Source organism: Diplocloster modestus, from assembly GCF_019042245.1.
Taxonomy (GTDB): Bacteria; Bacillota; Clostridia; order Lachnospirales; family Lachnospiraceae; genus Diplocloster; species Diplocloster modestus.
Map to the genome: position 1 here is coordinate 167,022 of NZ_JAHQCX010000001.1, position 25,713 is coordinate 192,734.

Consider the following 25,713-nt stretch of genomic DNA (forward strand, 5'->3'; position numbering starts at 1 on the left):
TACTTGTGATTATTAAACTTCTGTATAAGACCTGAGTGACCAAAAAGAATAAATATTAAATCTGGAGGTTTTAAATGGGAAGACTATTCGGTACCGATGGCGTAAGAGGAGTAGCCAACACAGAGCTGACTCCCACGCTTGCAATGCAGCTTGGACAGGCGGGTGCCTATGTTCTGACAAAAGAAAACGAACACAAACCAACGATTTTGGTAGGATGTGATACGAGAATATCCGGCGGGATGCTGGCAAATGCCCTGATGGCAGGGATCTGTTCCGTGGGGGCCAACGCAGTCTATATCGGTGTGCTGCCGACGCCGGCGGTGGCCTATCTGACCAGAAAATACCAGGTAGATGCGGGTGTCGTGATATCTGCCTCTCACAATCCGGTCGAATTCAATGGAATCAAATTTTTCAACGGAAGCGGATATAAGTTATCCGACGCTTTGGAGGACGAGATTGAAGAAGTCATCCGAAGCGGCATGAAAGATCTTCCGGTCCCTGTAGGTCCCATGGTCGGCCACGTCAGCTATCGGTTCGACGCGCGGGAAGACTACATTGAATTTGCGAAATCAGTCGTGGATTTGGAGCTGAAGGGTTTGAAAATTGTCGTAGACTGTGCGGAAGGCGCGTCCTATTATACCGCAATCGAAACCCTGACTGAGTTAGGGGCCGATGTAGTAGCGATTCACACCGATCCGGATGGCACCAATATAAACGCCAACTGCGGTTCAACCCACATGGAAGAGTTAATGGCCAGGGTTGTATATGAAAAAGCCTCCCTGGGCCTGGCATTTGACGGTGACGCAGACAGACTGCTGGCTGTAGACGAGCAGGGAAAAGTCGTGGACGGCGATCAGCTGATGGGCATCTGCGGATACTATCTCAAAGAAAAGGGAAAACTAAAACAAAATACAATCGTAGCAACAGTCATGAGTAATCTGGGCTTCTTCCTGATGGGTAAGAAGAACGGCCTGGTGATCGAGCAGACGAAGGTCGGCGACCGATACGTACTGGAGCGGATGATAGAAGCCGGTTACAACCTGGGTGGGGAGCAGTCCGGACACATCATTTTCCTGGATGAAAACACCACCGGCGACGGCCTGATCAGCGCGCTGCATCTGCTGGAAGTCGTGGTGAAGACAGGAAAGCCCTTATCGGAGCTGGCATCCATCATGCAGGTAATGCCCCAGGCTCTGATCAACGCCAAAGTTCCGACTCACAAAAAAGACCGTTACATGGAATATCCGGAGATAGCGGCCGCCATCAAAGAACTGGAAGACAAATTCGCCGGAGAAGGCAGGGTGCTGATCCGTCCCTCCGGAACAGAACCATTGGTAAGAGTAATGATAGAAGGCAAGGACCAGAAGCTGATTGAAAAAGAAGCAAAAAAACTGGCAGATTTGATAACAAAGACCATGCTGTAGAGGAGGTATCATTTATGGTTAGCCAAAAAGTAGTCATCAAGAACCCGACCGGTCTCCACTTGAGGCCCGCCGGAATTCTGTGTAAAACGGCCATGCAGTTTAAATCCGTGATTACATTCACATTTAAGGAAAACACGGCAAACGCCAAAAGCGTTTTAAGCGTCTTGGGGGCCTGTGTGAAATGTGGAGACGAAGTAGAATTCGTATGTGAAGGCGAAGACGAGGAACAGGCACTTAAGACTCTGATAGAGGCCATTGAAGGGGGCCTTGGGGAGTAGACGATGGGGAATGTGCTGTGGGGGCGGATCGGAAGGACAGCGGCCGGCTGCAGTCTGCTTAAGCGGGGGCGGTCGGCTGGGTGCCGGGATGCCGGGGGGTATCGCTGGCTGGGTTCCCGTCGGGGGCCGGCGTGTTTCGTCCTGCCGTGCTGCTCTGTCACAGCTTTAAGTACCTCTAAAATGAAAAACCGCAGGAAATCGAAGAATCGGGCTGATTCGCGGAGAAACCTTGATGGTTTCTCCACTCAACAGCCCTCTCAAAACGGTACGGAAAACCGTTTTGAGTCTCCGATTTCCTGCGGTTTTTCATTTAAGAGGTACTAAAAGATGTGCCAATGCAGCGCGACAGGATGAAACACGCCGCCCCCCGGCGGGAACCCAGCCAGCGATACCCCCCGGCATCCCGGCACCCAACCGACCGCCCCGCCTAAGCAGACTGCAGCCGACCGCTGTCCTTCCGTTCCTTTGCAGATTCCCCGCTGGTTGGTTTGCAGCTGTGGTTCCAGTATCCAGAGTAAGATTGATTTCTAATATAGAATTAAAGTAGGAGCTTGGAGAGGGGGGCGGATGCCGTGGGCAGGGGTTTTGTACCTGGGGTGGCGGACTGCTGTTCCGGGGAAGCGGCATTGGCCGATCGTATTAGATGTACTTACAGGGAAGGAGAAAAAGTCCCGTTTTCCGTCACACTGTCCGAGCCGTTTTTTGGCGAGTTTGTGACGGAAAATGTAATAAGGACTTTTTCTCCTTCCCTGTTAGTACATCTTATACGATTGGACACAGCCGCTTCCCCGGAACAGCAGTCCGCCACCCCAGGTACAAAACCCCTGCCCATGGCATCCGCCCCCCTCTCCAAGCTCCGGCCCTAGAATTATAATCATGTCAAAGCCAGAAACAATGCTCAGGAAGCAATGATCTCAGCCGGTATTGCAGTCCATTCAGGCAGATAGAAATCATTGGTCCAGAGGTCCGCAAGGGGGGCTATGATACGCCTGGAAGGGTTCGGGTTCAGATAGGCGGCCCACCAGGAAAAGGTGCTGTTGGCTATGATCTGGTGGCGGCAGGCGGACATCAGATAGAACTCTTCCAAGTCGGTGAGCGTGAGGGAATCGCTCAGGAATATAGGTGACGGGAGGGGGCTTAAGGCCTGCTTTACGTAGGGGACATCGTCGGAAAAAATGTAGAGACGAAGATCCGGACCGGCAGATTGCTGCAGGAGGTTTAGGGCCTTAATGTAGTACGTAGGGGAAAGACATTTACCGCCTTTGAAATTCACATAGTCTCCGCGGCGGATGTGGATAGCGGCGGAGTTTGTGGAACGGAGTGTGGATAACTGCTCCTGGATCTCAGGGCGGAAAGGGGTCTTAGGAATGTATTGACGCAGCAGATCCTGCCGGTATTGGTCGAAATAGCGATAGTTTTGCCAATAACCGGTCAAGTGGATATTGATGTCGTAGGCGAACTGCTCCGGGATGTAGGTGAACTCATTTTTTTCCCGCACCATTTTGATGGGAGCGGGGAGTTTGCGGTCACGCCTGTATTCATAGAACTTCGTGCGGAAGGGATGCTTATAACGGTCAAAAGGAGCAGCGGGCGGCAATAGCGTTTCCGTACAGTCGATGTTTAACTGATCCAGCTGGAAACGACGGAAATAGCCGCAGTCATAGAGATGCTTGTCCAGGATCAGAGTATCGTTGTTCCGCTTTGCAGTTGCGTAGGCGCAGGCGTAGGAAAACAGCTGGTTTCCGAAGCCGCCCATAATTTCAGAGATAACCATTTTGTACTCCTTTTATTTGCGTTATAGTTTTTTATCGCAATGAGCACTTAGTGCCTGTATTTTAGGCACTTACGTGCGATGCATGAAAAATAGTCAGCGAGGTAATTTCGAGCGTTACTATTTTTTTATACGTTGAACGGCAGCATGATGGAGTATGCGCCGTACAGGACGACGAATGTCATGATGGCCATGACAATGCGGTTGTAGTTCTGCATTTTTCCATGGCAGATCAGGGTTTTGTTCCTGCAGAGGAACGGCAGCATTACCATTATGGGAAGGTAATAGCGGGGCTGCACCCCGTTGAAGCCCAAGGCGCCTATTTGAGTAAAGCTTAAATACAGTGCGGTCCAGATCAGGCAGAATACACCGAAAACCAGGACACCAACCAGAAGTTTATACTTTTTCTCCAGTACGTATTTGGTTTCTTCCTGGCAGGAGATGAAGCCCAAACCCAGGAAGAGGGGGGTGAACAGGTAGGTAAACTGCGCGGAATAAGCTCCCAGGAAGGCAAAATTAGCATTGGCGCCGATTCCGAATATATAGTCGCAGAATGTCTTGAAGATTGTTCCTACAAGCAGTTTGGTATAGGTCCAGGGATGATCCAGGATCATCATCAACTGTTTGACGATTCCTGTCTCGGACTCTTCGTTTCTTACGTCAGATCCCCAGTTTACATTTCCCATAGAAGTCTGAGAGGCCACAGGGAACAGGAAGGTGTAGATGATAGTTGCCATGATGGCGACGACACCGGCGATGAAACACACCCTCTGTTTTTTGCTGCTGAACTTGGTCTTTGGGAAGAAACACAGTAAGCCCAGCAGTATGATATAGATCGCTTTGGGTAAGCTGGCGAATACGAAACAGCCCACGATTGCCAGCACATTGTACCATTTCAGCTTCTTTTCCTTATCGAGAACTTCATTTAACCAGAGGATAAAGCCCAGGATGGTGAAAGAGATAGCCACACCGTCGTAGGCATAACAGGTCGCCTGGAACAGGCAGGTGGGGAGCAGACCGATGACGGCGATGATGGCTTTCCCGACTTTCGCGTATTTGATTGCCAGTGCGACAACCAATGTGTAGAGGAGCAGATTGCCGAATTTACCAAACATATAGAGAATGGTAAAGGGCAGATGCAGCAGCCGTCCAACCGCCAGGAACAGAGTCTGGGTAATGTAGGCCCACTGATTATAGGGAATAAACCGGGCTTTGCTGACCAGAACCGCCTGATCGGTATTATCTTTGGAATTAAAATAGTCGGCAATGTACTGCCGTTCCTCCAGCGTATTGTAATAGGGCTGATGCGCCTCTTTCATGATCGTGGCGGCTTCCGTATATTGAACCGTGGAAAAATAAGCGTTGGAATAGGCGTTGTCAAAATGAACCTGCTCGTCCCAGCCGATCCGGAGGGTACCACCAAAAATAATGTAGATACTTCCGGCAAGCAGACTAAGGAATGCAAAGTATACTTCCAGCTTCCTGCCGAACACCGGTGCGCCGAAGATCAGGAACATGATACAGCTGAATACCACGGCCAGGAAAAACATACGGTAGGGATTCATGGATAATTCATTGCTGAATTCAATGAAATCAATGGTACCGTTGAAATTATTCACCACACGGATCTTGCATCCGGCGGCTTCCTGACCGATGTTGTTATAATAATCGGTAAAGGCGGCAAGGGACTGATCATAATATTCGGTGGTGGAGGTTTCGCCGTATCCGTTATCACTGTAGGCATTCATGGTGATGGAAAAATCTACCGGTGACTGGTAGCCGATATGCAGCTTTTTGATATACATATTTTCGGGGAAAGTAAAGGTATAATCGGTTTCAAGGCCCTTGCTTTCCACGGTTTTCCCGTCCTGTTCGGTTGTAGTAGAGTAATCCACATCTTCGATTTTCACATGATCATACGTCTGGCCGCTTGTAAAATCATAGCGGGTTGTGTAAGTGTCATTGAACAGGGAATGAAAGTTAAACACCAGAAGTTCAACCAATACTGTCAAAAGAATTACCGCACCGATCATGATCAGTAATTTTCGCCAGTGTTCTTTGATATAAGTTTTCATGCCTTCTTTTTCCCCTTTCTGATGATTGGCTGGCCCTTATCCGTGACGGCAAATAGGGTCAGCAGTACGAACAGGAATAGAACAAAATACCACAGCAGCGGTTTGTTGTATGCGGGATAACAGTAAGTCATGATCATATTTCCCTGAAGAACCTGGCCGTTAATGCTGGTGCTGACATCCGGGATGATCTGCGGATTCGTATAGATGCCGGGATAATTCCCATCGGTCACGCCGTCACACCAGATGCGCAGAATCAGGGGACCGGAACAGGTCTCAAAGCCGGTGAACGGCATCAGCACATCCTGGCCCTCTGCGATATTGGGAGCGGCCATAGCAGAACTTCCCAGAGAATGACCATCCGTCTGGGATAAGACTTCGTAGTGAATCACACCGGATGTAAGCTTCTTGTCGTAAGTAGTATATTTCACCTGTACACCCAGCAAACGCTCATCGACCTGGAACTTGTACTCCATAACCGTTCCCTCGGCCAGCGGGTTTTGGACCAATTGTTCCGCCTTGGTATTATAGCCCTGTGTCGCCATATATTCATTGGGGAACAGGTAGCTGGCGATGATTCCAAGAACACTCAGCAGTATCCCCAGCAGAAGCAGACGGCGGATATTCCGGTCTATCCAGTTACACACTTTTTTAATCATGTCTTACCTCTTTTCTATATCGTTTGTTACAATTTTTACCATCATACTATAAGCACGGGAAAGTGTCAATTTTCGGCAGTATGATAAGGCTTCGCCGCATAATAGAACAGAATCTCGTATTCATCGAACGTAAAGGTCCCCCGGTATTCCGGCTGGTATCCGGCTGCTCTAAAGTCCTCCAGTACTGTTTCATGAGCAGGATCAGCGGCGATCCAAATGCGCCCATCCGCATGATCCAGCTGGGAGAGAGCGTTTAATTCCCCGATTCGGTAATTCTGATAAACTTTTTGATAGACGTCTGTAATTTCCGACCCATACAGCTCATGCTGCTCTTCAGGAAAATAATAGGCAAAACATTTTTGAACTCCATTGTGTGTATGCACAATGACGTCTCCCGGTTCGAATACGGATTCCATATAGGATTCCATCTGTTCCGCGCCGGATTGGTAACGCAGTTTCAAGATGTCTATAAAATTCAGGGCACTGCAAAATATAAGCCATACGGTTAACAGACGGGATATCCAAGGCTGCCTGATGTTCCGTGCTTCGATGGCGAAGAAAAGCCACATGCAGCCATAGGAAGACACCATATAGCGCTGATAAAAAACAGGCCGGATCAGGAATGAGGCGGCCAGCCCCACCAGGACCATTCCGACGGAAGTGCTGAAACAGGCCGCCGCGAACCAGTCTTCCCGCTCCTTTTTTCGAAATATAAACAGCCAGAAAACAGCCAGAAATACCAAAAGGAGAAATAGGGAGAGAAGGTGGCTGCGCTTTACGGCAAAAGTATATTCTATATAAGTCACCAGCGTAGAAAAGGTAATGGGAGGAATCCAGTATTTCTCCGTAACCTGAGATATCTGCCGGAGAACGACTCCCAGCCAGGGCAGATAGGCGAGTACAGTGAAAACGGCACAGAGCATCCATTTTTTCAAAACTTGTTTATTTTGCCTGAATGCGTGGATCAGGAGATAAAAATAAAGGAAGGCTACCGCTGCACAGGCAAAATAATGGGTATAAGCAGCCAGAAGGCTGAACACAGTAAAATACAGCCAATTACGGAATTTCCCGTTCAATATTATTTCATATGAAAACAGCGCTGCGGCTGTGACGAAGAACATGGCCCAGCTGTACATACGGATGTCTGTAGAGTAATACAACATTTTTGGCATACCGAACAGACAGAGCAGAAACAGAAAAGATGTCCTGTCACCAAACCGTTTCCGGACCAGCGTACAGCCCAGAATCATTTGGAAAAGAAAAGGAAGTACAGATACCAGGTGCATCACAATAAGACTGGTTCCGAAAATACCAGTCAAAAACTTCAGGATCAGATAATAAACCGGAGGATGTACATCCGCGGCGGTCAAAGCGATGACATCCGGGTAAGAATGTCCCGACAGGGAAATAGTAAAAGCCTCATCCATAAATATATTTTTATGAAAAATGAGGGTAAGCATCAACAGGCTTTCCAGAATACATAAACCAGCCAGAAATACAGTTTTCTGCTTTTTTGATAAAACCATAACAAAAATCCTTCTACTTATCTTCGATGTTGGTCTCCTTGCAAATAAACAAGGGACGTTTTTTTGTTTCAAGATAAGTCTTAGCCAAATATTCGCCTAAAATACCTATACTGAATAATTGTAAGCCCCCCAACAGAAAGATAATACAGACCATGGATGGCCATCCGCTGGTCGGATCGCCGAAAATCAAGGTTCGTATAATGATAAAGCAGATCATGATAAACGCAGCCAGGCATAGGACTACACCTGTAAAAGCGGCCAGGGCTAAAGGCGCGGTTGAAAAGGCCACAATGCCCTCAATGCTGTAAACCAGCAGTTTCCAGAAAGACCATTTGGTCTCCCCGGCCACACGTTCTACATTTTCAAATTCAATCCACTTGGTGTCAAAGCCCACCCAGCCAAACAGGCCCTTGGAAAAGCGGTTGTACTCCCCCATCTCCAGCAGCGCGTTTACAAACTGACGGGTCATGAGACGGAAATCCCGGGCGCCGTCTACGATCTCGGTTTTGGATATTTTATGCATGAATTTATAAAAACAGCGGGCGAAAAAGGAACGGATCGGAGGTTCTCCCTTCCGGGTAACCCGGCGGGTAGCGGCTGAATCGTAGCCTTCTTTCGTGACTGCATCATACATCTGCGGCAGCAGTGACGGCGGATCCTGCAAATCAGCATCCATAATGGCTGCGTAATCGCCCTGGGCATAGGAGAGACCGGCATAAATGGCGGCTTCCTTGCCGAAGTTCCGGGAAAACGAGACATATTTTATTCGGGGATCATTTTCGGCGAACTGTTTGGCTATCGCCAGTGTCTGATCAGTAGATCCGTCGTTGACGAATATAATCTCAAATTCCACATAGGGCATGGATTCTGCAACGCTGCAGATTTCTTTGTAAAAATAGGGAAGGGCATCCTGCTCGTTATAGCAGGGGACGATTGCTGAAAGTTTTTCCATATAGAATGTTCACGCACCTTTTTGTTTACCAGGATAATTTTTATTTTTTTAAATATTGCTGATTAAATTCATGGACTAAATTTACAGCTACTATACCATAAACAGGCAAAACTTGCAAAGTATGGTAAATAGAAAAGAATTGTATGATAAATAGAAAAGAATCCAGTTGAAAATAGGACAAAAACTTGCTATGATGGAACACATGAATAAGCCAACTGTATCAGTGATAACAACCACATATAATAATGCAGATAATCTTAGACAGACCATGGAGATGATATTGTCCCAGGACTATGAGCAGATTCAGTATGTAATCGTAGATGGAGGATCTACGGATGATACACTTAAGTTAATCCGGGAATTTGAGCCCAGATTCGGAGCACGTTTAAAATGGATCTCCGAGCCGGATGAGGGGATCTACGATGCGATTAACAAAGGGTATCTGCTGTCCGACGGTGATATCATCGGATATTGTTTCGATCGCTATACCGATGAACATGTGATCAGCCGTATGGTGGAAACGATCGTACGTGAAAAAACAGATGGCGTACACAGCGATCTGATCTACCTGGATGGAGAAAAAGTCGTACGGAAATGGCATATGGGCCAGGGATCGATCCGGACCGGCTGGATGCCGGCTCATCCTACGCTCTATCTGAAACGGGAAGTATATGAAAAATATGGACTGTATAAAACGGATTATAAGTGCTCTGCGGATTATGAATATATGATCCGGTGCCTGAAAGACGGACAGGTAAAATTATCTTATATACCTGAAGTACTGATCTATATGTATTATGGGGGAACCAGCACCAATGGGTTGTCCTCTTATCTGTTATCCCTCAAAGAAGGGCATAGAGCTTTGAAGGAAAATGGTGTAGCTTTTGCCTGGGTGACAGATTTTCTGCGTATAATCCGGGTTTGTCTTCAGTTCTTAACAAAATCTTAAGGGTTTTTTTGTTGACTTTATCACTCGTATACAGTAAAGTAATCTCAAATCAGCTAGCGTTGGATCCGGTAATCAGGGGAACAAGATACGGACAGGCCGGAGATTATAAAGCAAGTCGGATTTTTATTGGAGATCCGATAAATATTTTGATTTTTCTGCAATTGGAAAGTTTTTAATTAATTTAGAACATAATTATATTTATATATAATAAAACCGTGCGTGAGAAGTAGTGATAAAATTTACTATGGAAAGGCGGCGGTAGGATGTCGTTTAATTCGATGGAATTCCTGCTGTTTTTTCCGATCGTGGTACTCATTTATTTTATCATTCCGCATAAGGTTCGATGGGTCTGGCTTTTGCTGGCCAGCTACTATTTTTATATGTCGTGGAATCCTAAGTACGCGTTGCTTATGGGGATCTCCACAGTAATTACATACCTGTGCGGAATCCTGATCGGGAGAACGCAGCAAAAGAGCAGTGAAAATCAGATATTTCTGAAAAAGCTATGGGTAGTTTTAAGCCTGGTATTGAATCTGGCCATACTCTTTTTCTTCAAATATTTCGATTTTGCGGTGAACAGTTTAAACAGTATTTTTTCGTATCTGAATCTTGCGCCGGTGCGGGTGTCGTTCGATGTGATCCTGCCGGTGGGAATCTCGTTTTATACCTTTCAGGCGCTTGGCTACACGCTGGATGTCTATCGCGGTGAAATTGAACCGGAAAAGAATCTAGGGAGGTACGCCCTGTTCGTCTCATTTTTCCCGCAATTGGTAGCGGGACCGATCGAACGCAGTAAGAATCTGCTGCATCAGCTCCGGGAGAAGCATACCTTTGATTTTGACAGGGTCAAGGATGGGCTTTTGCTGATGCTTTGGGGATTTTTCCTCAAGATCGTAATCGCGGACAGAGCTGCGATTCTCGTCGATCAGGTTTACAATCACTATACTGAATATGAAGCTGTCGCGTTGATCCTGGCAACAGTCTTGTTTGCTGTTCAAATTTACTGCGATTTCAGCTCTTACTCCAATATTGCTATCGGAGCGGCCCGGGTAATGGGTTTTCATCTGATGACGAATTTTGAAGAGCCATATCTGGCTTCATCGGTGGCCGGATTTTGGAGAAGATGGCATATCTCCCTGAGTACATGGTTTCGGGATTATGTCTACATTCCATTAGGGGGAAACCGGGTCAAAAAAGGAAGATGGGCTTTTAACGTATTCCTGGTTTTTCTGCTGAGCGGCCTTTGGCACGGAGCAGGATGGACCTTTGTAATCTGGGGCGCGCTGCACGGAGCCTATCAGATTATAGGAGGATATCTAAGGCCCTGGAAGCAGAAAATCTGGAAAACCTTGCATGTAAATGCAGACACTGCCAGTTTTCGGATTGGTCAGATCTTGGTGACTTTTCTGCTCGTGGATTTCGGATGGATCTTTTTTCGATCCAACTCATTTGATCAGGCTAAAACCATTATAAGTAAAATGTTATTTGAATTTGAGTGGCCGCAGCTGTCTTTGAATTATCTGAGCACATTAGGGTTGGACTACCAGCAGCTGATGATACTTCTGGGAGCGATTCTGATGCTGTCGGTTGTCAGTCTCTGTCATTATCGGGGAATTCGTATCCGTCCCCTGATCGAAAGACAGCAGCTTTGGTTTCGTTGGTCCTGCTATTTGTGTTTGCTGTTTGCTGTGTTGACCTTCGGTATACTGGGAGTTCGATATACAACGAGTCCGTTTCTGTATTTCCAGTTCTAAGCGATAAGGCAAAAAGCTGCACACATGGAGGAAAGGTTGAACAAAGAGATGTTCACGCATACCTTTATGTGCAAAAAACTGCACACATGGAGGAAACTATGAAAATAAAAAGAATGTTAGCGGCAGTTGCCTTTCTTGTATTGGCGGCGGGGCTGTATGTGGGGATCCCCAGAGTATTGACCGGCAGTCATGTGCTGGTACGATTTACCAATTCGATTTCCCTGGATGCCAGAATATATGAAACCCGCCGGCTTCCTGAAGAAAATTATGATTATCTGGCAGTCGGGTCATCCATGACTATGAACAATCTGAACTCAGATGTATTGCTGAATTATCTTGGCCCCATGGGTGAAAAGTTCTATAATTTTTCTGTATGGGGTGTTACGATGGAGGATATTGAGAACTGGACTGAAGTACTGCTGGAAAAATATAGCCCCAAAGGCATAATTATTTTCAGTTCCATGGAAGATTTCGACGGGGAAGAAAAGGATTATGATTATAAAGATATCAGCCGCTACATAAGGGGCTTTCCCGAGAGTATGTTCTATCTGCATTACGGTGTGTTCGGGGATCTGCATTATTATGACGAATATGCAAAACTCCAGGGGTACAAAAATGACTATGATTCCCTGGATTTTGACGCGAATGGCGGCGTAGCCCTGGAGGTATACGGGATTGAACGATCCATGAACCGCTGGGACAAACAGTTTGCGGAAGTCTACCAGCAGGACGGCCCCAGCTATGAGAGCCTGTATCAGATGGCATCGAAGCTGAAACTAAAAGGAATCGACCTGTATTTTGTCCAGGTTCCCAGCAGACCGAATTATATGGCAGCCGAAGGGGCAAAAGAGGTACTGGATCAGCATATAGAACGCTGCAGGGATATTGTGGAGAGCAGCGGACAGTATTACTACAGTGCGGTGGACTATGAACAATATTCCGACCAGTATTTTTCTGATTATACCCATATGGATGTCCATGGAGCTACTATGCTGACACAGGAATTCCTGGAAAATGTATTGATACCATCAAGAGATCAGGAATACTAATGCCAAAGTCAGGAACGGACTGGTTCCTGTATGATATGAGACCATGTATACTTTCAGGTAACAGCCCGTTCTTTTTTTGGTCCATTTATTTAAAAAGATTTACCACCAGTTTAATCCCATATTTACAATAATTCAGGAAGATTTTCGGATGTGTGATGCATTCCCCCATCTTTTTGAAAATGTAGCTGGGCCGCAGGTAATATTGCAGCAGAATATTTCTGCGCAGTTTCAGCAGCTCTTCCATACTCAGATATTTGGTCCCCTTCATGCTGGAGTGGAAGAAGTCGCTTCCCAGAACGGATTGGGCGAGAAGATTATCTTCTTTGCACATATTGTAAAGAGGTGTCCCATAAAAAGGCAGGGCCAGCGTAATTTCGATGAAGTCGGGTTTCATCTGGAAGATGAGCTTTTTGGTTTCCATAATATGTTCCTTGGTTTCCCAGGGAAAGCCAATTACGAAAAATCCCCATACGGTCAGCCCCGCTTCTTTGGACCATGCGCAGGCCTGGATGTTTTCCGCAACCGTTGCCCCTTTATGTACCTTGGTCAGCGTATCGTCACTGCCCGATTCAAAGCCAAAGGCAATCGTAAAGCAGCCGGCCTCTTTCATGAGAACCAGAGTTTCCTTTGCGAGCGGGCGGACCCTCGAATTGGCGGTAAAAGCAATTTTATTGTGGAGCGGTGAATTTATGATCAGAGTACATAATTCTTTGACCCACTGGGCATTGATGGTGAAGGTATCCGCTTTGAAGAAGAAATTACGGATACCGAACTTCTCATAGCATTCCGTCATTTCATCCATGACATTCTGCGGACTGCGGAATCGCACTTTTTTTCCGGATATCTCAGGGGACAGACAGAAAATACAGTTGGAAGGGCAGCCGCGGGACGTCTGGATCGTTGCCATAGGCTCATCCGTATCCGGGCGTGTATAGAGGGCATTGTTCATCAACTGGCGGGCCGGGAAGGGCTGGCCGTCCAGATCCTGTCCCCATACATGGAATGGGGTTCTTTTTATATTACCATCCGCATCCTTATAGAGGATATTATCTACATCCTCTATATTCCCTTTATTGTGGAACTCATAATCAGCGATCAGATCGATGGCAAAATCCACTTCTCCGCCAATCAGATAATCAACCTTGGAAAGATCCAGCAGATCCAGCATAGCCTGTTCCGGATCATAGAATATAGCGCCCTTCAGGACCATAACCGCATTCGTCTTTTCCTTGATCCGATTAGAAATCTTAATATCATCAAAAATCGTCGTGTTTGTAACACTGATCATGACCATATCCGGCTGATACTCTTCTAATTCACGGAACATATCCGCTTCCGAACAGAATTCCGTCTGATAATCCCGCAGCTTCACATTATAATTTTTCCGAAGAAGAACTGCGGCGGCGTAGCCCAGATCATTGCAGGCCCGCATGGCCTGTGCGCTTCCGTCGTCGATATTCTGCTGACAACGATCCTCGCCTCTTTGAAATAATGGGCCTGGGGGATACATAAGTAATACTTTTTCCATAGTGTTTGGATATATTATTACCAGTGATAATATATCCTGCTCCTTTCTGAAAACTCATTTTTATCTTAAGCTAATTTCTATGAATGCCATCTTATGATTAACGCGCCTGGGAAAGCGCTCCGGCGCAGATATAATGTCTTTCGACATTATATCATGATTGCACGCAATCATGATCCCTTCCGGGAGATGCACACTCCGCGCTAAGGAAAGCGCTCCGGTGCAGATATAATGTCTTTCGACATTATATCATAAAAAGTAGAACTTGCAAATAATGGTTGTTGGATAAAACTTCCTATTCAATGTATAACTATATGATAGAGAATAATGGGATTTTTGGGGAAATTTTGTAAGAAAAGGTTGTTTCGTGGGGGAAAAATTGATATGATATGTAAGAATTATGGAGGAGGGTTAGAAAATTGAATCAATTAAAAAGTTATATCAAGATCGCGAGGCCGGACCATTGGGTCAAGAATGCCTTTATCGTTCCTGGTGTTATTATTGCTGAGCTTTTAACCGGAAAAGTGTTTGATTCCGGCGTTGTAATTCGTTTTATCTGGGGCTTTATGGCCACATGCTTCATCGCTTCTGCGAATTATGTGATCAATGAATGGCTGGACGCCAAATTCGACAAATATCATCCTACGAAAAAGAATAGGCCTGTTGTGGTATCGAACATCAAGTTTCATTGGGTAATGGTGGAATATGCTTTATTGATCATACTGGGTGTTATATGCTCGATCCAGGTAAACCGTTATTTCCTGTATATGGAATTATGGCTTTTGCTGATGGGCGTTCTCTACAATGTACGTCCGATCAGGACCAAAGACATTCCATACATCGACGTTCTCTCAGAATCATTAAATAACCTGATCCGTCTTTTGATTGGATGGTTTATCATTACCGAATCTTATCAGCCGCCCAGCAGTGTGCTGGTAGGTTATTGGATGTGCGGTGCCTACCTGATGGCGACTAAGCGGTACGCGGAGTACCGGATGATCGGGGATCCCGAAGTTGCCGGAAAATACAGGAAATCATTCAAATATTACACCGAACATACCCTTCTGGTATCTGCCTTCTTTTATGCGATGAGCGCCACTTTCTTCCTGGGTGTATTCATGATGAAGTACAAGATCGAACTGCTGATCGCCATGCCCTTTGTATTTGGCCTGTTCTGCTACTACCTGTATCTGAGTTTTAAAGAAGATTCGGCCGTGCAGAAACCCGAGAAATTATACAAAGAAAAAGGGCTTTTGATCTATATCGTAATACTGATCGCACTGATCGCAGTATTGATGTACAGCAGAATCCCTGCTATGGATTATTTTGTGGAAACTATGCTGCTTAACGTGTAGGCCCGATTTTAAAATAACAGGCCCGGCTCACCAAATCGCGCTCCATCAAGTGGAGTAACGAATAAAAGCCGGGCCATTTTTGTTTTTTGCAATCCAGAACTAGTGGGGCAGTATAGCTCCCGTATCATCAGCAAGAATCCAGTTCGGATCCTCCGGGTATCCATGCCAGAAATTCTGAGGACAAATTTTTAATCCCCTGTTCAGTAAAGCTGGTTTATAGGAAAAGGAACTTTTACTTGTTATAAGGAGATCCGCATTTACCATATGAAGAAATGAATCGATAGGCCCCATATCCAGGCAATAATGCAGATTCAAAAAATCTGCAAATTCCGGAAAATCCTGTTTTTCTCCCTGAGAAAACAGGTAAACCGCAACCGGCTTATCCCCAGGCAGCTGTGGAAGAGTGAGCGCCTGTTCCAAAACCCGGAGAAAATAAGAATTATCCTGCCAGCGTTTCGTAAGACCCGGGTCATTATTCGTCTGTCCAATCACAATATCGCCCCTTCTGACATGGACAGCGATATTAAACTCTTCGGGCCGGTAAATCAAATGATCATCCCGGCGTGCCGAAGCGCTATAGAATTTACGCTGCAGATCCTGCATGACACCGAATTGGGCCTTATAAAACTGATCCTGCTCGCACAAAAACACAACCTTTTGCTCCGCATAAGCGTCCACGATCTCCCGGATCGCAGCCATTTCCTCGTCATTTGCCTCATTAAAATGGGGAATCCGGACTTTTTTATAATGCTGCCGCTTTACCAGTTCATCCAGAGTAATCTCACCCTCACCAAACCCTAAAAACTTTTCCCATTTCGACGAAGCAAACGGCATATGGGCAAAATTCAGCCCCAAAACCTGTGCGAAGTAATACCCGGCAATCCAGTTTGCCATCTGATGACCGATCCCGGAATCCGGATTCGGCCGCGCCGCCAGATAATTTACATGGCCAACATCTCTGTTTCCCTTCACCGGATGCCTTTTCGCAAATCGATAGGCTCTATAAAGTCTGTAATAATAACTTTTATTTCTTGTCTTTGCGATAAACACGGTACGTACCGCCCGCAATTTTTGTGCTAAACCCATGAGATACCTCCTGAAATCAAAAGAAGCAGAACCTTTTCCAATCCATCTTTGCCCAATATAACATGAAACCAAGACATACACAACCCCTTTCCAGGTGCCGCCCGGCTCCCCATACCACGCCCCTCCGCTCCCGGCCCTTTAAAAATCAGCCGTAAATAGTAACGGAGAATGAGCAGAAAGGCAGGGAAAGTCTGATAAACGTCTTGCATTCGTTCGGGCATGTTTGATATAATAGTATAACTTATACTTACGGAACAGAAGTACCTTAGAAATAGGAAGAAAGAAGTCTTGTTATGAAAATGCAAATGCATCGTAATTTAGAGGAATATCACGCGGTTCTGTTTGATATGGACGGAACCCTCTATTATCAGCCGCCGCTTCGCAGAACCATGGCGGTCAGACTGGCCTGCCACTATGTGCTGCATTTCTGGAGGATCAAGGATCTTCTGATTATAAAAAAGTTCAGGGAAGAGCGTGACCGGATGGTTACGGAATATCATAAAGAAGATCCGGAAAAATATCTTTATCAACTGGTCGGAGAAAAATACCGGGTCCCGGCTTATCGGGTGGAATCCGTTATAGGACGGTGGATGTACCGCTTTCCCCTTCCGTATCTGAAGAAATTCCGTGATCATGAAGTGTATGACTTGCTGAAATATCTGCGTAAACATAAGATTACCGTGGGAATTTACTCGGATTATCCCGTCCAGGATAAGCTGGAAGCTTTGGGAATCGTGGCGGATTATTGTTTTGCGGCTACGGATCCCCAGATGCAGTGCCTAAAACCAGATCCCAAAGGGATGAGTGTGATTCTGAATGAATTAGGACTGCCTGCGGAAGAGGTACTGATGATCGGGGACCGCTATGAAAAAGACGGACTGTCGGCAGAAAGCGCTGGGGTGGATTATGTGATCCTGCCGGCAAAAGCGAATAAGCGTCATGAAATACTTATGCAGATAAAAAGGAGCACACAGTAACATGGAGACAACGAAAGATAAAGGTTTTAGGAATGATGCGGAGCAGTCCGGAAAAGCGGGGGTTCCCATGAAAACGTGGAAAAATATCGTATCGTCTGGAATTATGAAGAAAGTGCTGCTGACTGCGGTCGGGCTTTTTGCGTTTTACTTGCTGAGCCTGACGCTGGTTTATTGTATCCCAAAATCAGCCATGGTAGAGAACGTGGCGGAATCGATCGGTGTGATCGCCCAGGACGGGAAATATCCCAACTGGTTTTTCGGATCTCCGGTCTGTTTTTTTGATAACTATTCGGATTCCCGGATGCTGAATATGGCGCTTCAGACTTCAGAGCATCCGTTTCACGCGGCAATGTCAGCGGATTATGAGGTGGCGGAGGGCTCTGCAGATACCCCATTTGCACAGTACCATGATCTTGTGGCGGCGGCCGAAGGAAAAGCTGCCGGAAGAGAGAGTTATGGAAGGATGTGGCATGGCTACCTGGTATGGTTGAAGCCTTTGCTGACTTTTTTGAATCTGCATGAGATCCGGCAAATTATTTATATGGTAAGTTTCTTTTTATATTTACTGACCATTCTGGCAATGAATAAGAAGATGGGATTCCGGGCTGCGTTTCCGTTTATCTGCGCAACGCTCATGAGTTACACCACGATCATAACGATCAATATGATGTTTTCTGTGGATGTAAACCTGATGCTGTTGGGAGTCATGATGGTGCTGCTCTTTTCGGGCAACAAGACATATGACAAGTATGAACCTTTGTTTTTCGGATTGATCGGAACGAGTATGGCATTTTGGGGGACCTTTGAAGCTCCCCTGATTACGCTCGGAATGCCGCTTCTGGTCTCTCTTCAGATGAGGCAGCGGCAAGGAAAGAGCGCGAAGCAGCTGTGGGGACACCTGATCGGGAATTGCGCCGGTTATGGCATCGTCTATTCGATTACGCTGGTGTCGAAATGGATACTCGCCGCGCTGGTTACCGGATCCAGTGACGGCTCTTCGGTATCAGGGGGATGGATCGGACTTCCGCCCAGCTTTCGGGAATATGCGGGGCGGCTGGTAAGTTTACTTCAGGGCTTCCTGACTCCGCTTCGTTCCATGGGTATCCTGATATTGCTGACGGCAGTGGTACTGATAGTTTTAATGATCCGGTTCCGGGCGAAGAAGGTGGCCGTAAGCAGTCTGCTGCCGTTTTTGTTTATTTTCTGCTTCCCGGCGTTTTGGGCGTTGGTGCTGTTCGGACATTCCGGCCACGGATTTACCAGATTTATCGTGATGATTTCTGTGGATGCATTCTTATGGATCGTTATGAATTTTATTGACTGGGAATCCTTTCGGAACAAATTAGAAAAAGGCCGTTTTGGGAAAACAGGTTTGTTGGGGTAATCCTGTCGATATGCCGGTAAAACGCAGGGAGCCGGACAATTGGATCATAGATTAAATGGCCTGGTGCCAAGGGAAGAAAGGTGGATTTGCGTGAACCGATTTCAGATTATAACAAATATATTCCGCTCCTTTTTCATGAAAAGGAAATTGACGAAGCAAAAACATGTAATGTTCGGCCGCGGCGTATTTTTCGATGTAGACAACTGTGAATTCGAGGGACATGCCCGCATCTATTATAATGCCTATATGCTGAATACGTATCTGGGGTATGGCACCATCGTCCAGCATGATTGTGTGCTGAATGATGTCAAGGTGGGCCGGTTTACCGGGATCGGACCGAATGTTAAGTTTGTGATCGGCCAGCATCCCACTTCTAAGTTCGTCTCCACCCATACGGCATTTTTCACGCTGTCCCCGGTCAGCGGTTTTACCTATGTAAAGGAACAGAAGTTTCCGGATTATACGGATCCGGTCTGTGACGGGCGTTACCAGTTTAAAGTGGGAAGCGATGTATGGTTCGGAGACGGCGCTACGGTAATGGCCGGGGTGACGATTGGAGACGGTGCGGTGATCGCGGCGGGTGCGGTTGTGACGAAGGATGTTCCTCCCTTTGCCATTGTGGGAGGTGTGCCGGCTAAAGTGATCAAATACCGGTTTGACGAGGATGACCGGAAATTTTTGATGGATTTTAAATGGTGGGACAGGGATATTTCCTGGATCGAAAGCCATGCGGATTATTTTGATGATATCGAGAGATTTAAGAAAATAGTAAAAGAGGAAGGCTTGCGATAGCCTGGAGGAAATGATACGATGACACAGTATGCTATAGTGGCAATCGGTTATAACAGGCCGCGCAGTATGAAGCGGCTGTTAAAATCTCTGACACAGGCCGACTATGACGCTGACCAGGTGACGCTGATAATAAGTATCGACAACAGCGGTGATGACAGCGTTTTGCGCTGTGCGGAAGAGTTCAGCTGGCCATTCGGACCCAAAATAGTTAAGACCTATCCGGAACGCATGGGGCTTCGCAGACACGTTCTGTCTTGCGGGGATCTGGTGGCAGACTATGAAGCGATAGCTGTATTTGAGGATGACATCTATGTATCCCCGAATTTTTATCAATATATGAAACAGGCGGTTGCTTATTATGAGCAGGATGATCGGATCGCCGGAATTTCCCTGTATCAGCATTTGTGGAATGTCCATGCCAACCGGCCGTTTGTCCCGCTGGCCGATTCTAACGATGTATACTTCGTACAGTTCGCCCAGTCCTGGGGACAGGTCTGGATGAAACGTCAGTGGATGGAGTTTCGGATATGGTATGACGGGCAGGGGGAGGAGTTTCAGGAATCCGCGGATATTCCTGACTATGTGGCTTCCTGGCCCGGTACCTCCTGGCTAAAATATCATGTCAGGTATTGTATTGAGCGGAAAAAATATTTTGTCTACCCTTATATCTCACAGTGTACGAACTTTACGGACGCGGGAGAAAACTTTGCGATTCCCTCCACTGGTCTTCAGGTCCCGTTTCAGACGGGTATTCAGAGGAAGTACCGGTTCGTACCGCTGGATGGCAGTGACACGGTATATGACGCGTTTTGGGAAAATGAAAAGCTGGCCGGTATCCTGGGTCTGCCCGCGGAAGAACTCTGCACCGATCTTTATGGGGTGAAGAAAAACAGGAAAAATCAGAGATACTGGTTGACTTTGGAGATCAAAGATTATAAGATTGTGAGATCCTTTGGATTGTTATTAAAGCCTCAGGAGCAGAATATATTGGCGGATATGGAGGGCAGCCAGATCTTTTTATATGATACGGCTCAAGTGGAGAAAAATCCGTTTCATCATCATGTGGGACGTCTGGCCTGCAGCTATGACTTCCGGGGGGACAACCTGTCGGTCGGTATGCTTAAGAATCTGATGGTGAATAAAGTAAACCGCCAGATTAGGCATAAATGATGCTATCAGAATCCGGAGAAAAATATTTAGGGATACGGCAAATAGGATATGCGAAACTTTGGTCCGGGATCATTGCCGTATAGATGGGATAATGCTATGAATAATCAGCCGAAAATATCGGTAGTCATTCCGATTTACAATGTAGAAAAATATCTGGCAGAATGTATCGACAGCGTGCTTGCACAGACCCTGTCCGATATAGAAATCATTCTGGTAAATGACGGTTCCAACGATGGAGGGCCGCAGATCGCAGAGAATTATGCCGCGCAGCACGGGAATATCCGTCTGATTCATCAGGAAAACGCAGGACTAAGCGCGGCCAGAAATACCGGGCTTCGTGCCGCTGCCGGCCAGTATATCTATTTTCTTGACAGTGATGATTACATTGAGCCGGACGGACTGGAAGTGATTTACAAACAGGCGGCTGATCAGGACTGTGATTTGGTTTTATTTGACGGAGCCTCTTTTTATGATGACGGGGATATCCGTAAACCGAATATGCAGTACGATTATCAGAAACACTATGAATATTCAGGCGTCTATGACGGCGAGGATTTATTTGCGCTTACCCTTCCCAGGGAGGACTTTCGGACCCAGGTCTGCCTGCAGCTGGTGAAAAGACAGACGCTGCTGGATCTGGGACTTACATTTTTAGAAGGGATTATCCACGAGGATCAGTACTATACCTTTGCGCTGTTGCTGCAGTGCCATCGGGTTAAGATAGTGCGTAAAATTGTGTATCACCGGAGGTTTCGTGACGGCTCCATCATGATGCAGGCAAAGACCCTACGCAATTTTGACGGCTTTTACCGGTCGGTCATAGAGATGTTCGCATTCTATGAGGAACATCAATTCCGTCCGGAAAATGATAAAATGATCCGCAGGCATATCGCCAATGTGTTTTGTCTGACAACGGTGGATGTCTATCATCAGCTGGACCGGGCTGTTCAGAAAGAGCAAAAAGAAAAGATACGGGAATTGATCCGGATCGCCCGGGGGAAAGAGTATCTGGGAGACAGCCGGGTGAAATCCTACTGTTTGCTTTACTGGTTTTATCCTGTCTACAAAAAGATAAAGAGCAGGCAGGCTTAATGGACTTTAAATGAAGTTAAGGCAGTGCCTTTCAGGTTCCAGAAGAAGAAAAGCCTGTGAGACTTGAGATAAAGAAAAGGAAAATCTATGAGACTTGAAAAGATCATGAAAAACGGAGTGATCGGCTTGGTGACACAGGTCATTGTGCTGGTCATGGGGTTTTTGACGCAGATCGTGTTTACGCATTATCTGGGACAGACGAACTATGGTTTAAACAGTGTAATCAGCAATCTGCTGAACATGCTGTCCCTGGCGGAATTGGGTGTGGGAAGCGCGATTACCTATCATCTGTATAAACCCATTGCGGAGGGGGATCAGAATACAATTGCCAGTATTATGGCGCTGTTCCGCCGGGTATATTGGACGATCGGTTTTGTGGTGTTCGGCCTGGGCTGTCTGCTGATGCTGCTGATACCGGTGTTTATTACGGAGTCCGGTGTGGATATTGCCTTTGTGCGGCTGATTTTCTTTATTCAGCTGATGTCCACCGTGTCCACATATTTTCTTTCCTATAAAAGAACATTGCTGTATGCCGATCAGAAGAACTATGTCTGCGCGCTGTATGATACTTTAATGAATATTATATTCAGCGTGCTCAGGATCGTGTTCCTGGTTCTTTATCAGGATTACATTGTCTACTCCGTCCTGATGGTGCTGCAGCAGATCGCTGCGAATCTGCTGATCTCCTATTACTGCAATAAACAATATCCGCAGCTTAAGGATAGGCATATCAAGCCTTATGACAAGGCAAAAAATCTGTTTGTGGATACAAAAAATATCCTGGTCGGGAAGGTGGCCGTTTATATCTACTCTTCCACGGATAACCTGGTGATTTCTACGTTCAGCAGTATTACTGGCGGTCTATTTACCGTCGGCGGATTGAACTATTATGTATATATCACCAACGCGATACGCACCATCGTCAACAGTGTGCTGTATTCCATGGCGCCGGCGATCGGTAATTTTCTGCAGAGCGGCAGGGACAGAAAAGAAATGTATCCGCTGTTTAATCACTATACTTTTGTGCGGCATTTCATAGCTACGGTGTCGGCTACCGGACTGATCGTGTGCAGCACGCCGTTAGTTTACATGTGTTATGGGGGAGAACAGGCGGTGATGCCGCAGATCGTGGTGCTGCTCATCAGCCTGGATGTATTTATCAGTATTACATCGGGGCCGATCAATGAGCTAATCAGTGTCCTGGGACTGTTCCATTATGAAAAATATCTGAACGCGGTCGGCGCTGCCATGAATCTGATTTCTTCCATTATTTTCGTGCAGTTCATCGGCGTTCCGGGCGTTTTGCTGGGAACTGTTATCAGCCAGCTGTTTTTCTGGATCAGTAAATGTATACTGGTGTTCCGGAAATATTTTAAGGAAGGTATGATGGAATACTGGAGAAAAGTGTCAGCCTATATAGCGGTGGATATCGTTCAGGTAATAGGACTTCTGTGGCTGTGCGGCAGATTGTTTCCGACTCCGTCGGTGGGAGGTTTTATCGGGGCGGCAGCCCTGTGTGTGGCGGTTCCGTTTGTATTGGTTGTTATCGTATTTCATAGATCAAAAGAATTTCAGTTTGCATACCAGCTGACGTTGGGCGTGCTGAGTAAATTAAGGAGAGTGAAAAAATGAATATTGCAGTTGCAGGTACAGGATATGTCGGCCTGGTTACGGGAGTTTGCCTGGCGGAGCATGGCCATGGTGTAACCTGTGTGGATGTAGACCAGCAGAAAGTTAAGACCATGCGCAAAGGGATATCTCCAATCTTTGAACCGGGTTTGGATGAGCTGATGCAGAAAAACATGGAGAGGCTTACTTTTACCACAGACTATCAGGCGGCATATCGCGGAGCGGATGTAATCTTTATCGGTGTAGGGACCCCGGAAAAGAGAGATGGATCGGCAAACCTGGCCTACGTATATGAGGTGGCGGGACAGATCGCTGCCAGCATTGAAAAGGACTGTGTTGTCGTGGTTAAGTCAACGGTGCCGATTGGGACAAACGATAAAATAGAAGCGTATATGAAAGCACGCCTGGCTCATCCTGTTCAGGTGTGGATTGCCTCCAACCCGGAATTCCTGGCACAGGGCACAGCAGTACAGGACACACTGCATGCCTCCAGAATCGTAATCGGAGTGGAAGAGGAGAAGCCGGGCGCTATCCTGCAGGAGGTTTATAAGGATTTTGACGCGCCTAAGCTGGTGACAAACCGCCGCAGTGCGGAGATGATTAAATATGCATCCAACGATTTCCTGGCACTTAAGATTTCTTATGTAAATGAGATTGCGAATTTATGCGAAACAGTGGGAGCGGATATAGAGGATGTGACCAAGGGGATGGGTTTTGACGGCCGTATCGGGAAGCAGTTCCTGCGGGCCGGCATTGGCTACGGAGGTTCCTGTTTCCCTAAGGATACGAAGGCGTTGAGCTGGCTGGCCAGTTTTAATGATAATGAAATTAAGACAATAAAAGCGGCTATCGAAGTCAACGAGAACCAGAAATACCGGCTGGTAAAAAAAGCGCGGAAATATTACGAAGATTTTAAAGGACTGACGGTTGCGGTTCTGGGACTCACGTTCAAACCGGGAACGGACGACCTGCGGGAAGCCCCCTCTCTGGTTAATATACCGGTATTCCTGGAGGATGGAGCTTTCGTTAAAGCCTGGGATCCGGTAGGGGTCCAAAACTTCAAAAAGAAGTGTGAAGGTGATATCCGGTATTGTGAATCCATTGAGGAGACCTTGCAGGATGCGGATATTTGTTTTATATTTACAGAGTGGCCTGAGGTGAAAGAATTGGATGCTCATATATTTGAAAAATGTATGAAACACCCGATCATTTTAGATGGCCGGAACTGCTATGATTTGGAGCAGATGGAACAGGCCAACGTAATCTATGAAAGCATCGGGCGGAAAGTTGTCCAACCGGCGAAGGAGAACCACAATGGGTAAAAAGATGGAATGGTATGCCGCCAGAGTCAGGAATATTTCCCGGAAGCTATGCGGCAGGATTACCAAAAAACCGATGATTGGCAGCAAGTTCGGCGGTAAAGTGGTACTGGAGCAGCAGGCTGGAAACGACCGGATTCAGCAGTTACTCAGCCAGAAGCAGCCGTTTATGGCAGGACGGTTTGGCTCTACGGAGCTGGCTGTGATGCGTTCTGTGGTCGCATACCAGCTGGGGGTGCGCAAAAACGTGCATCCGGAGGTGGTTAACCGCATCTATGAGCTGTCCGGATTTTTTCCGAAGGATGAGCAGTTAACGATCCGCTTCTCAGATCTTATGTGTGAGAGCTGCGCAAAACTGGACCTGATCGGGACCTGGTTTAATCTGATGGAGGATTATATGATCCAGCATTTTGCGCCGCAGAGTGAAGTGACCTATCTGCGGGCCATCGAACCGTGGTATCACGAAAATCCGTGGTCCGGAGCCCTTAAGGGAAAAAAAGTTCTGGTGATCCATCCGTTTAAGAACACCATCGAAAGACAGTTCGCTCGCAGGGAATTATTATTTCCCGGTACGGATATTCTGCCGGAATTTTATCTGCAGGTGATCCGGGCGGTACAGACGCTGGCGGACCAGACGGATGAGCGTTTTGCCAACTGGTTTGAAGCGCTGGATTATATGTATGAGGAAGCGATGAAACTGGATTTTGAGGTGGCGATACTGGGCTGCGGAGCTTATGGATTCCCGCTGGCAGCCAGACTGAAGGCCGCCGGCCGGCAGGCGATCCATATGGGAGGAGCCACCCAGCTGCTGTTCGGAATCCGGGGATCCAGGTGGGACAGCCATCCGGTAATATCTAAATTATATAACGAAAACTGGGTGAAACCCAATGAAGATGAAAAGCCGGCCGGCTTCAAGAAAGTGGAAGAAGGCTGCTACTGGTAAAATAATT

At 46.7% G+C, this 25,713-nt stretch carries 21 protein-coding genes and 1 pseudogene; 15 read left to right on the forward strand and 7 right to left on the reverse strand.

Going from position 1 to position 25,713, the window contains the following annotated elements; genetic code table 11:
- Positions 1–74 precede the first annotated feature (74 nt).
- The 3 genes from glmM to KTH90_RS00910 all read left to right on the forward strand — a co-directional run bounded on the left by glmM (position 75) and on the right by KTH90_RS00910 (position 2,568).
- Positions 75–1,424, forward strand: a complete 1,350-nt coding sequence (glmM, locus tag KTH90_RS00900) for a phosphoglucosamine mutase (protein WP_238726101.1) — start codon at positions 75–77, stop codon at positions 1,422–1,424.
- A 14-nt stretch (positions 1,425–1,438) separates the two neighbouring features.
- Positions 1,439–1,702: an HPr family phosphocarrier protein gene (locus KTH90_RS00905; RefSeq protein WP_158341818.1), complete on the forward strand. Its 264-nt coding sequence runs from the start codon at positions 1,439–1,441 to the stop codon at positions 1,700–1,702.
- A gap of 572 nt (positions 1,703–2,274) precedes the next feature.
- Positions 2,275–2,568: a hypothetical protein gene (locus KTH90_RS00910; protein ID WP_158351575.1), complete on the forward strand. Its 294-nt coding sequence runs from the start codon at positions 2,275–2,277 to the stop codon at positions 2,566–2,568.
- Between the two features lie 32 nt (positions 2,569–2,600).
- On the opposite strand, the gene KTH90_RS00915 is transcribed toward KTH90_RS00910, so the two are convergent.
- From KTH90_RS00915 to KTH90_RS00935, 5 genes are all read right to left on the reverse strand, one after another.
- On the reverse strand, positions 2,601–3,476 hold the full coding sequence (locus tag KTH90_RS00915) for an alpha-1,2-fucosyltransferase (protein WP_158351577.1): 876 nt from the start codon (positions 3,474–3,476) through the stop codon (positions 2,601–2,603).
- Positions 3,477–3,601: 125 nt separating this feature from the next.
- Positions 3,602–5,548, reverse strand: coding sequence for a DUF2142 domain-containing protein (locus tag KTH90_RS00920; protein WP_238726102.1), 1,947 nt, complete (start codon positions 5,546–5,548; stop codon positions 3,602–3,604).
- Positions 5,545–6,204: a hypothetical protein gene (locus tag KTH90_RS00925; protein ID WP_158351581.1), complete on the reverse strand. Its 660-nt coding sequence runs from the start codon at positions 6,202–6,204 to the stop codon at positions 5,545–5,547. Before KTH90_RS00925 ends, KTH90_RS00920 begins: the two co-directional genes overlap by 4 nt.
- Positions 6,205–6,269: 65 nt before the next feature.
- Complete coding sequence (locus tag KTH90_RS00930; RefSeq protein ID WP_158351583.1) at positions 6,270–7,730, reverse strand: glycosyltransferase family 39 protein; 1,461 nt, start codon at positions 7,728–7,730, stop codon at positions 6,270–6,272.
- Positions 7,731–7,743: 13 nt separating this feature from the next.
- A complete protein-coding gene (locus KTH90_RS00935; protein ID WP_158351585.1) occupies positions 7,744–8,682 on the reverse strand; it encodes a glycosyltransferase family 2 protein in 939 nt (312 codons plus the stop codon).
- A gap of 202 nt (positions 8,683–8,884) precedes the next feature.
- On the opposite strand from KTH90_RS00935, the gene KTH90_RS00940 reads away from it, so the two are divergent.
- The 3 genes from KTH90_RS00940 (at position 8,885) to KTH90_RS00950 (ending at position 12,434) form a co-directional block, all read left to right on the forward strand.
- Positions 8,885–9,631, forward strand: a complete 747-nt coding sequence (locus KTH90_RS00940) for a glycosyltransferase family 2 protein (RefSeq protein WP_238726103.1) — start codon at positions 8,885–8,887, stop codon at positions 9,629–9,631.
- A 263-nt stretch (positions 9,632–9,894) separates the two neighbouring features.
- Complete coding sequence (locus KTH90_RS00945) at positions 9,895–11,385, forward strand: MBOAT family O-acyltransferase (RefSeq protein ID WP_158351588.1); 1,491 nt, start codon at positions 9,895–9,897, stop codon at positions 11,383–11,385.
- Between the two features lie 98 nt (positions 11,386–11,483).
- Entirely contained in the window at positions 11,484–12,434 is a 951-nt protein-coding gene (locus KTH90_RS00950) for a hypothetical protein (RefSeq protein ID WP_238726104.1), read from the forward strand.
- Between the two features lie 85 nt (positions 12,435–12,519).
- Here the strand turns inward: KTH90_RS00950 and KTH90_RS00955 are convergent, their stop codons facing one another.
- Complete coding sequence (locus KTH90_RS00955; RefSeq protein WP_238726105.1) at positions 12,520–13,944, reverse strand: B12-binding domain-containing radical SAM protein; 1,425 nt, start codon at positions 13,942–13,944, stop codon at positions 12,520–12,522.
- 434 nt (positions 13,945–14,378) lie between these two features.
- Between KTH90_RS00955 and KTH90_RS00960 the strand changes: the two genes are divergently transcribed.
- Entirely contained in the window at positions 14,379–15,314 is a 936-nt protein-coding gene (locus KTH90_RS00960; protein WP_238726106.1) for a UbiA prenyltransferase family protein, read from the forward strand.
- 99 nt (positions 15,315–15,413) lie between these two features.
- Here KTH90_RS00960 and KTH90_RS00965 read toward each other — a convergent pair whose 3' ends face one another.
- On the reverse strand, positions 15,414–16,400 hold the full coding sequence (locus KTH90_RS00965) for an O-fucosyltransferase family protein (RefSeq protein WP_238726107.1): 987 nt from the start codon (positions 16,398–16,400) through the stop codon (positions 15,414–15,416).
- A 293-nt stretch (positions 16,401–16,693) separates the two neighbouring features.
- Here KTH90_RS00965 and KTH90_RS00970 point away from each other — a divergent pair, with 293 nt between their 5' ends.
- From KTH90_RS00970 to KTH90_RS01005, 8 genes and pseudogenes are all read left to right on the forward strand, one after another.
- Complete coding sequence (locus KTH90_RS00970) at positions 16,694–17,377, forward strand: HAD family hydrolase (RefSeq protein WP_238726108.1); 684 nt, start codon at positions 16,694–16,696, stop codon at positions 17,375–17,377.
- A 1-nt stretch (position 17,378) separates the two neighbouring features.
- Entirely contained in the window at positions 17,379–18,761 is a 1,383-nt protein-coding gene (locus KTH90_RS00975) for a hypothetical protein (RefSeq protein WP_238726109.1), read from the forward strand.
- A 501-nt stretch (positions 18,762–19,262) separates the two neighbouring features.
- Positions 19,263–19,419 (forward strand): annotated as a pseudogene (locus KTH90_RS25415) (DapH/DapD/GlmU-related protein); the annotation flags it as partial.
- A gap of 152 nt (positions 19,420–19,571) precedes the next feature.
- Positions 19,572–20,723, forward strand: a complete 1,152-nt coding sequence (locus tag KTH90_RS00985) for a glycosyltransferase family protein (protein ID WP_238726110.1) — start codon at positions 19,572–19,574, stop codon at positions 20,721–20,723.
- A 96-nt stretch (positions 20,724–20,819) separates the two neighbouring features.
- Positions 20,820–21,815 carry a glycosyltransferase gene (locus tag KTH90_RS00990; protein ID WP_238726111.1) on the forward strand — a complete coding sequence of 332 codons (996 nt, stop codon included), beginning with the start codon at positions 20,820–20,822 and terminating at the stop codon, positions 21,813–21,815.
- Positions 21,816–21,902: 87 nt separating this feature from the next.
- Positions 21,903–23,447: a lipopolysaccharide biosynthesis protein gene (locus KTH90_RS00995; RefSeq protein ID WP_158351616.1), complete on the forward strand. Its 1,545-nt coding sequence runs from the start codon at positions 21,903–21,905 to the stop codon at positions 23,445–23,447.
- Positions 23,444–24,766, forward strand: coding sequence for a UDP-glucose dehydrogenase family protein (locus KTH90_RS01000; protein ID WP_158351618.1), 1,323 nt, complete (start codon positions 23,444–23,446; stop codon positions 24,764–24,766). The genes KTH90_RS00995 and KTH90_RS01000 overlap by 4 nt, the downstream gene beginning before the upstream one ends.
- Entirely contained in the window at positions 24,759–25,706 is a 948-nt protein-coding gene (locus tag KTH90_RS01005) for a hypothetical protein (protein ID WP_238726112.1), read from the forward strand. Before KTH90_RS01000 ends, KTH90_RS01005 begins: the two co-directional genes overlap by 8 nt.
- Positions 25,707–25,713 lie beyond the last annotated feature (7 nt).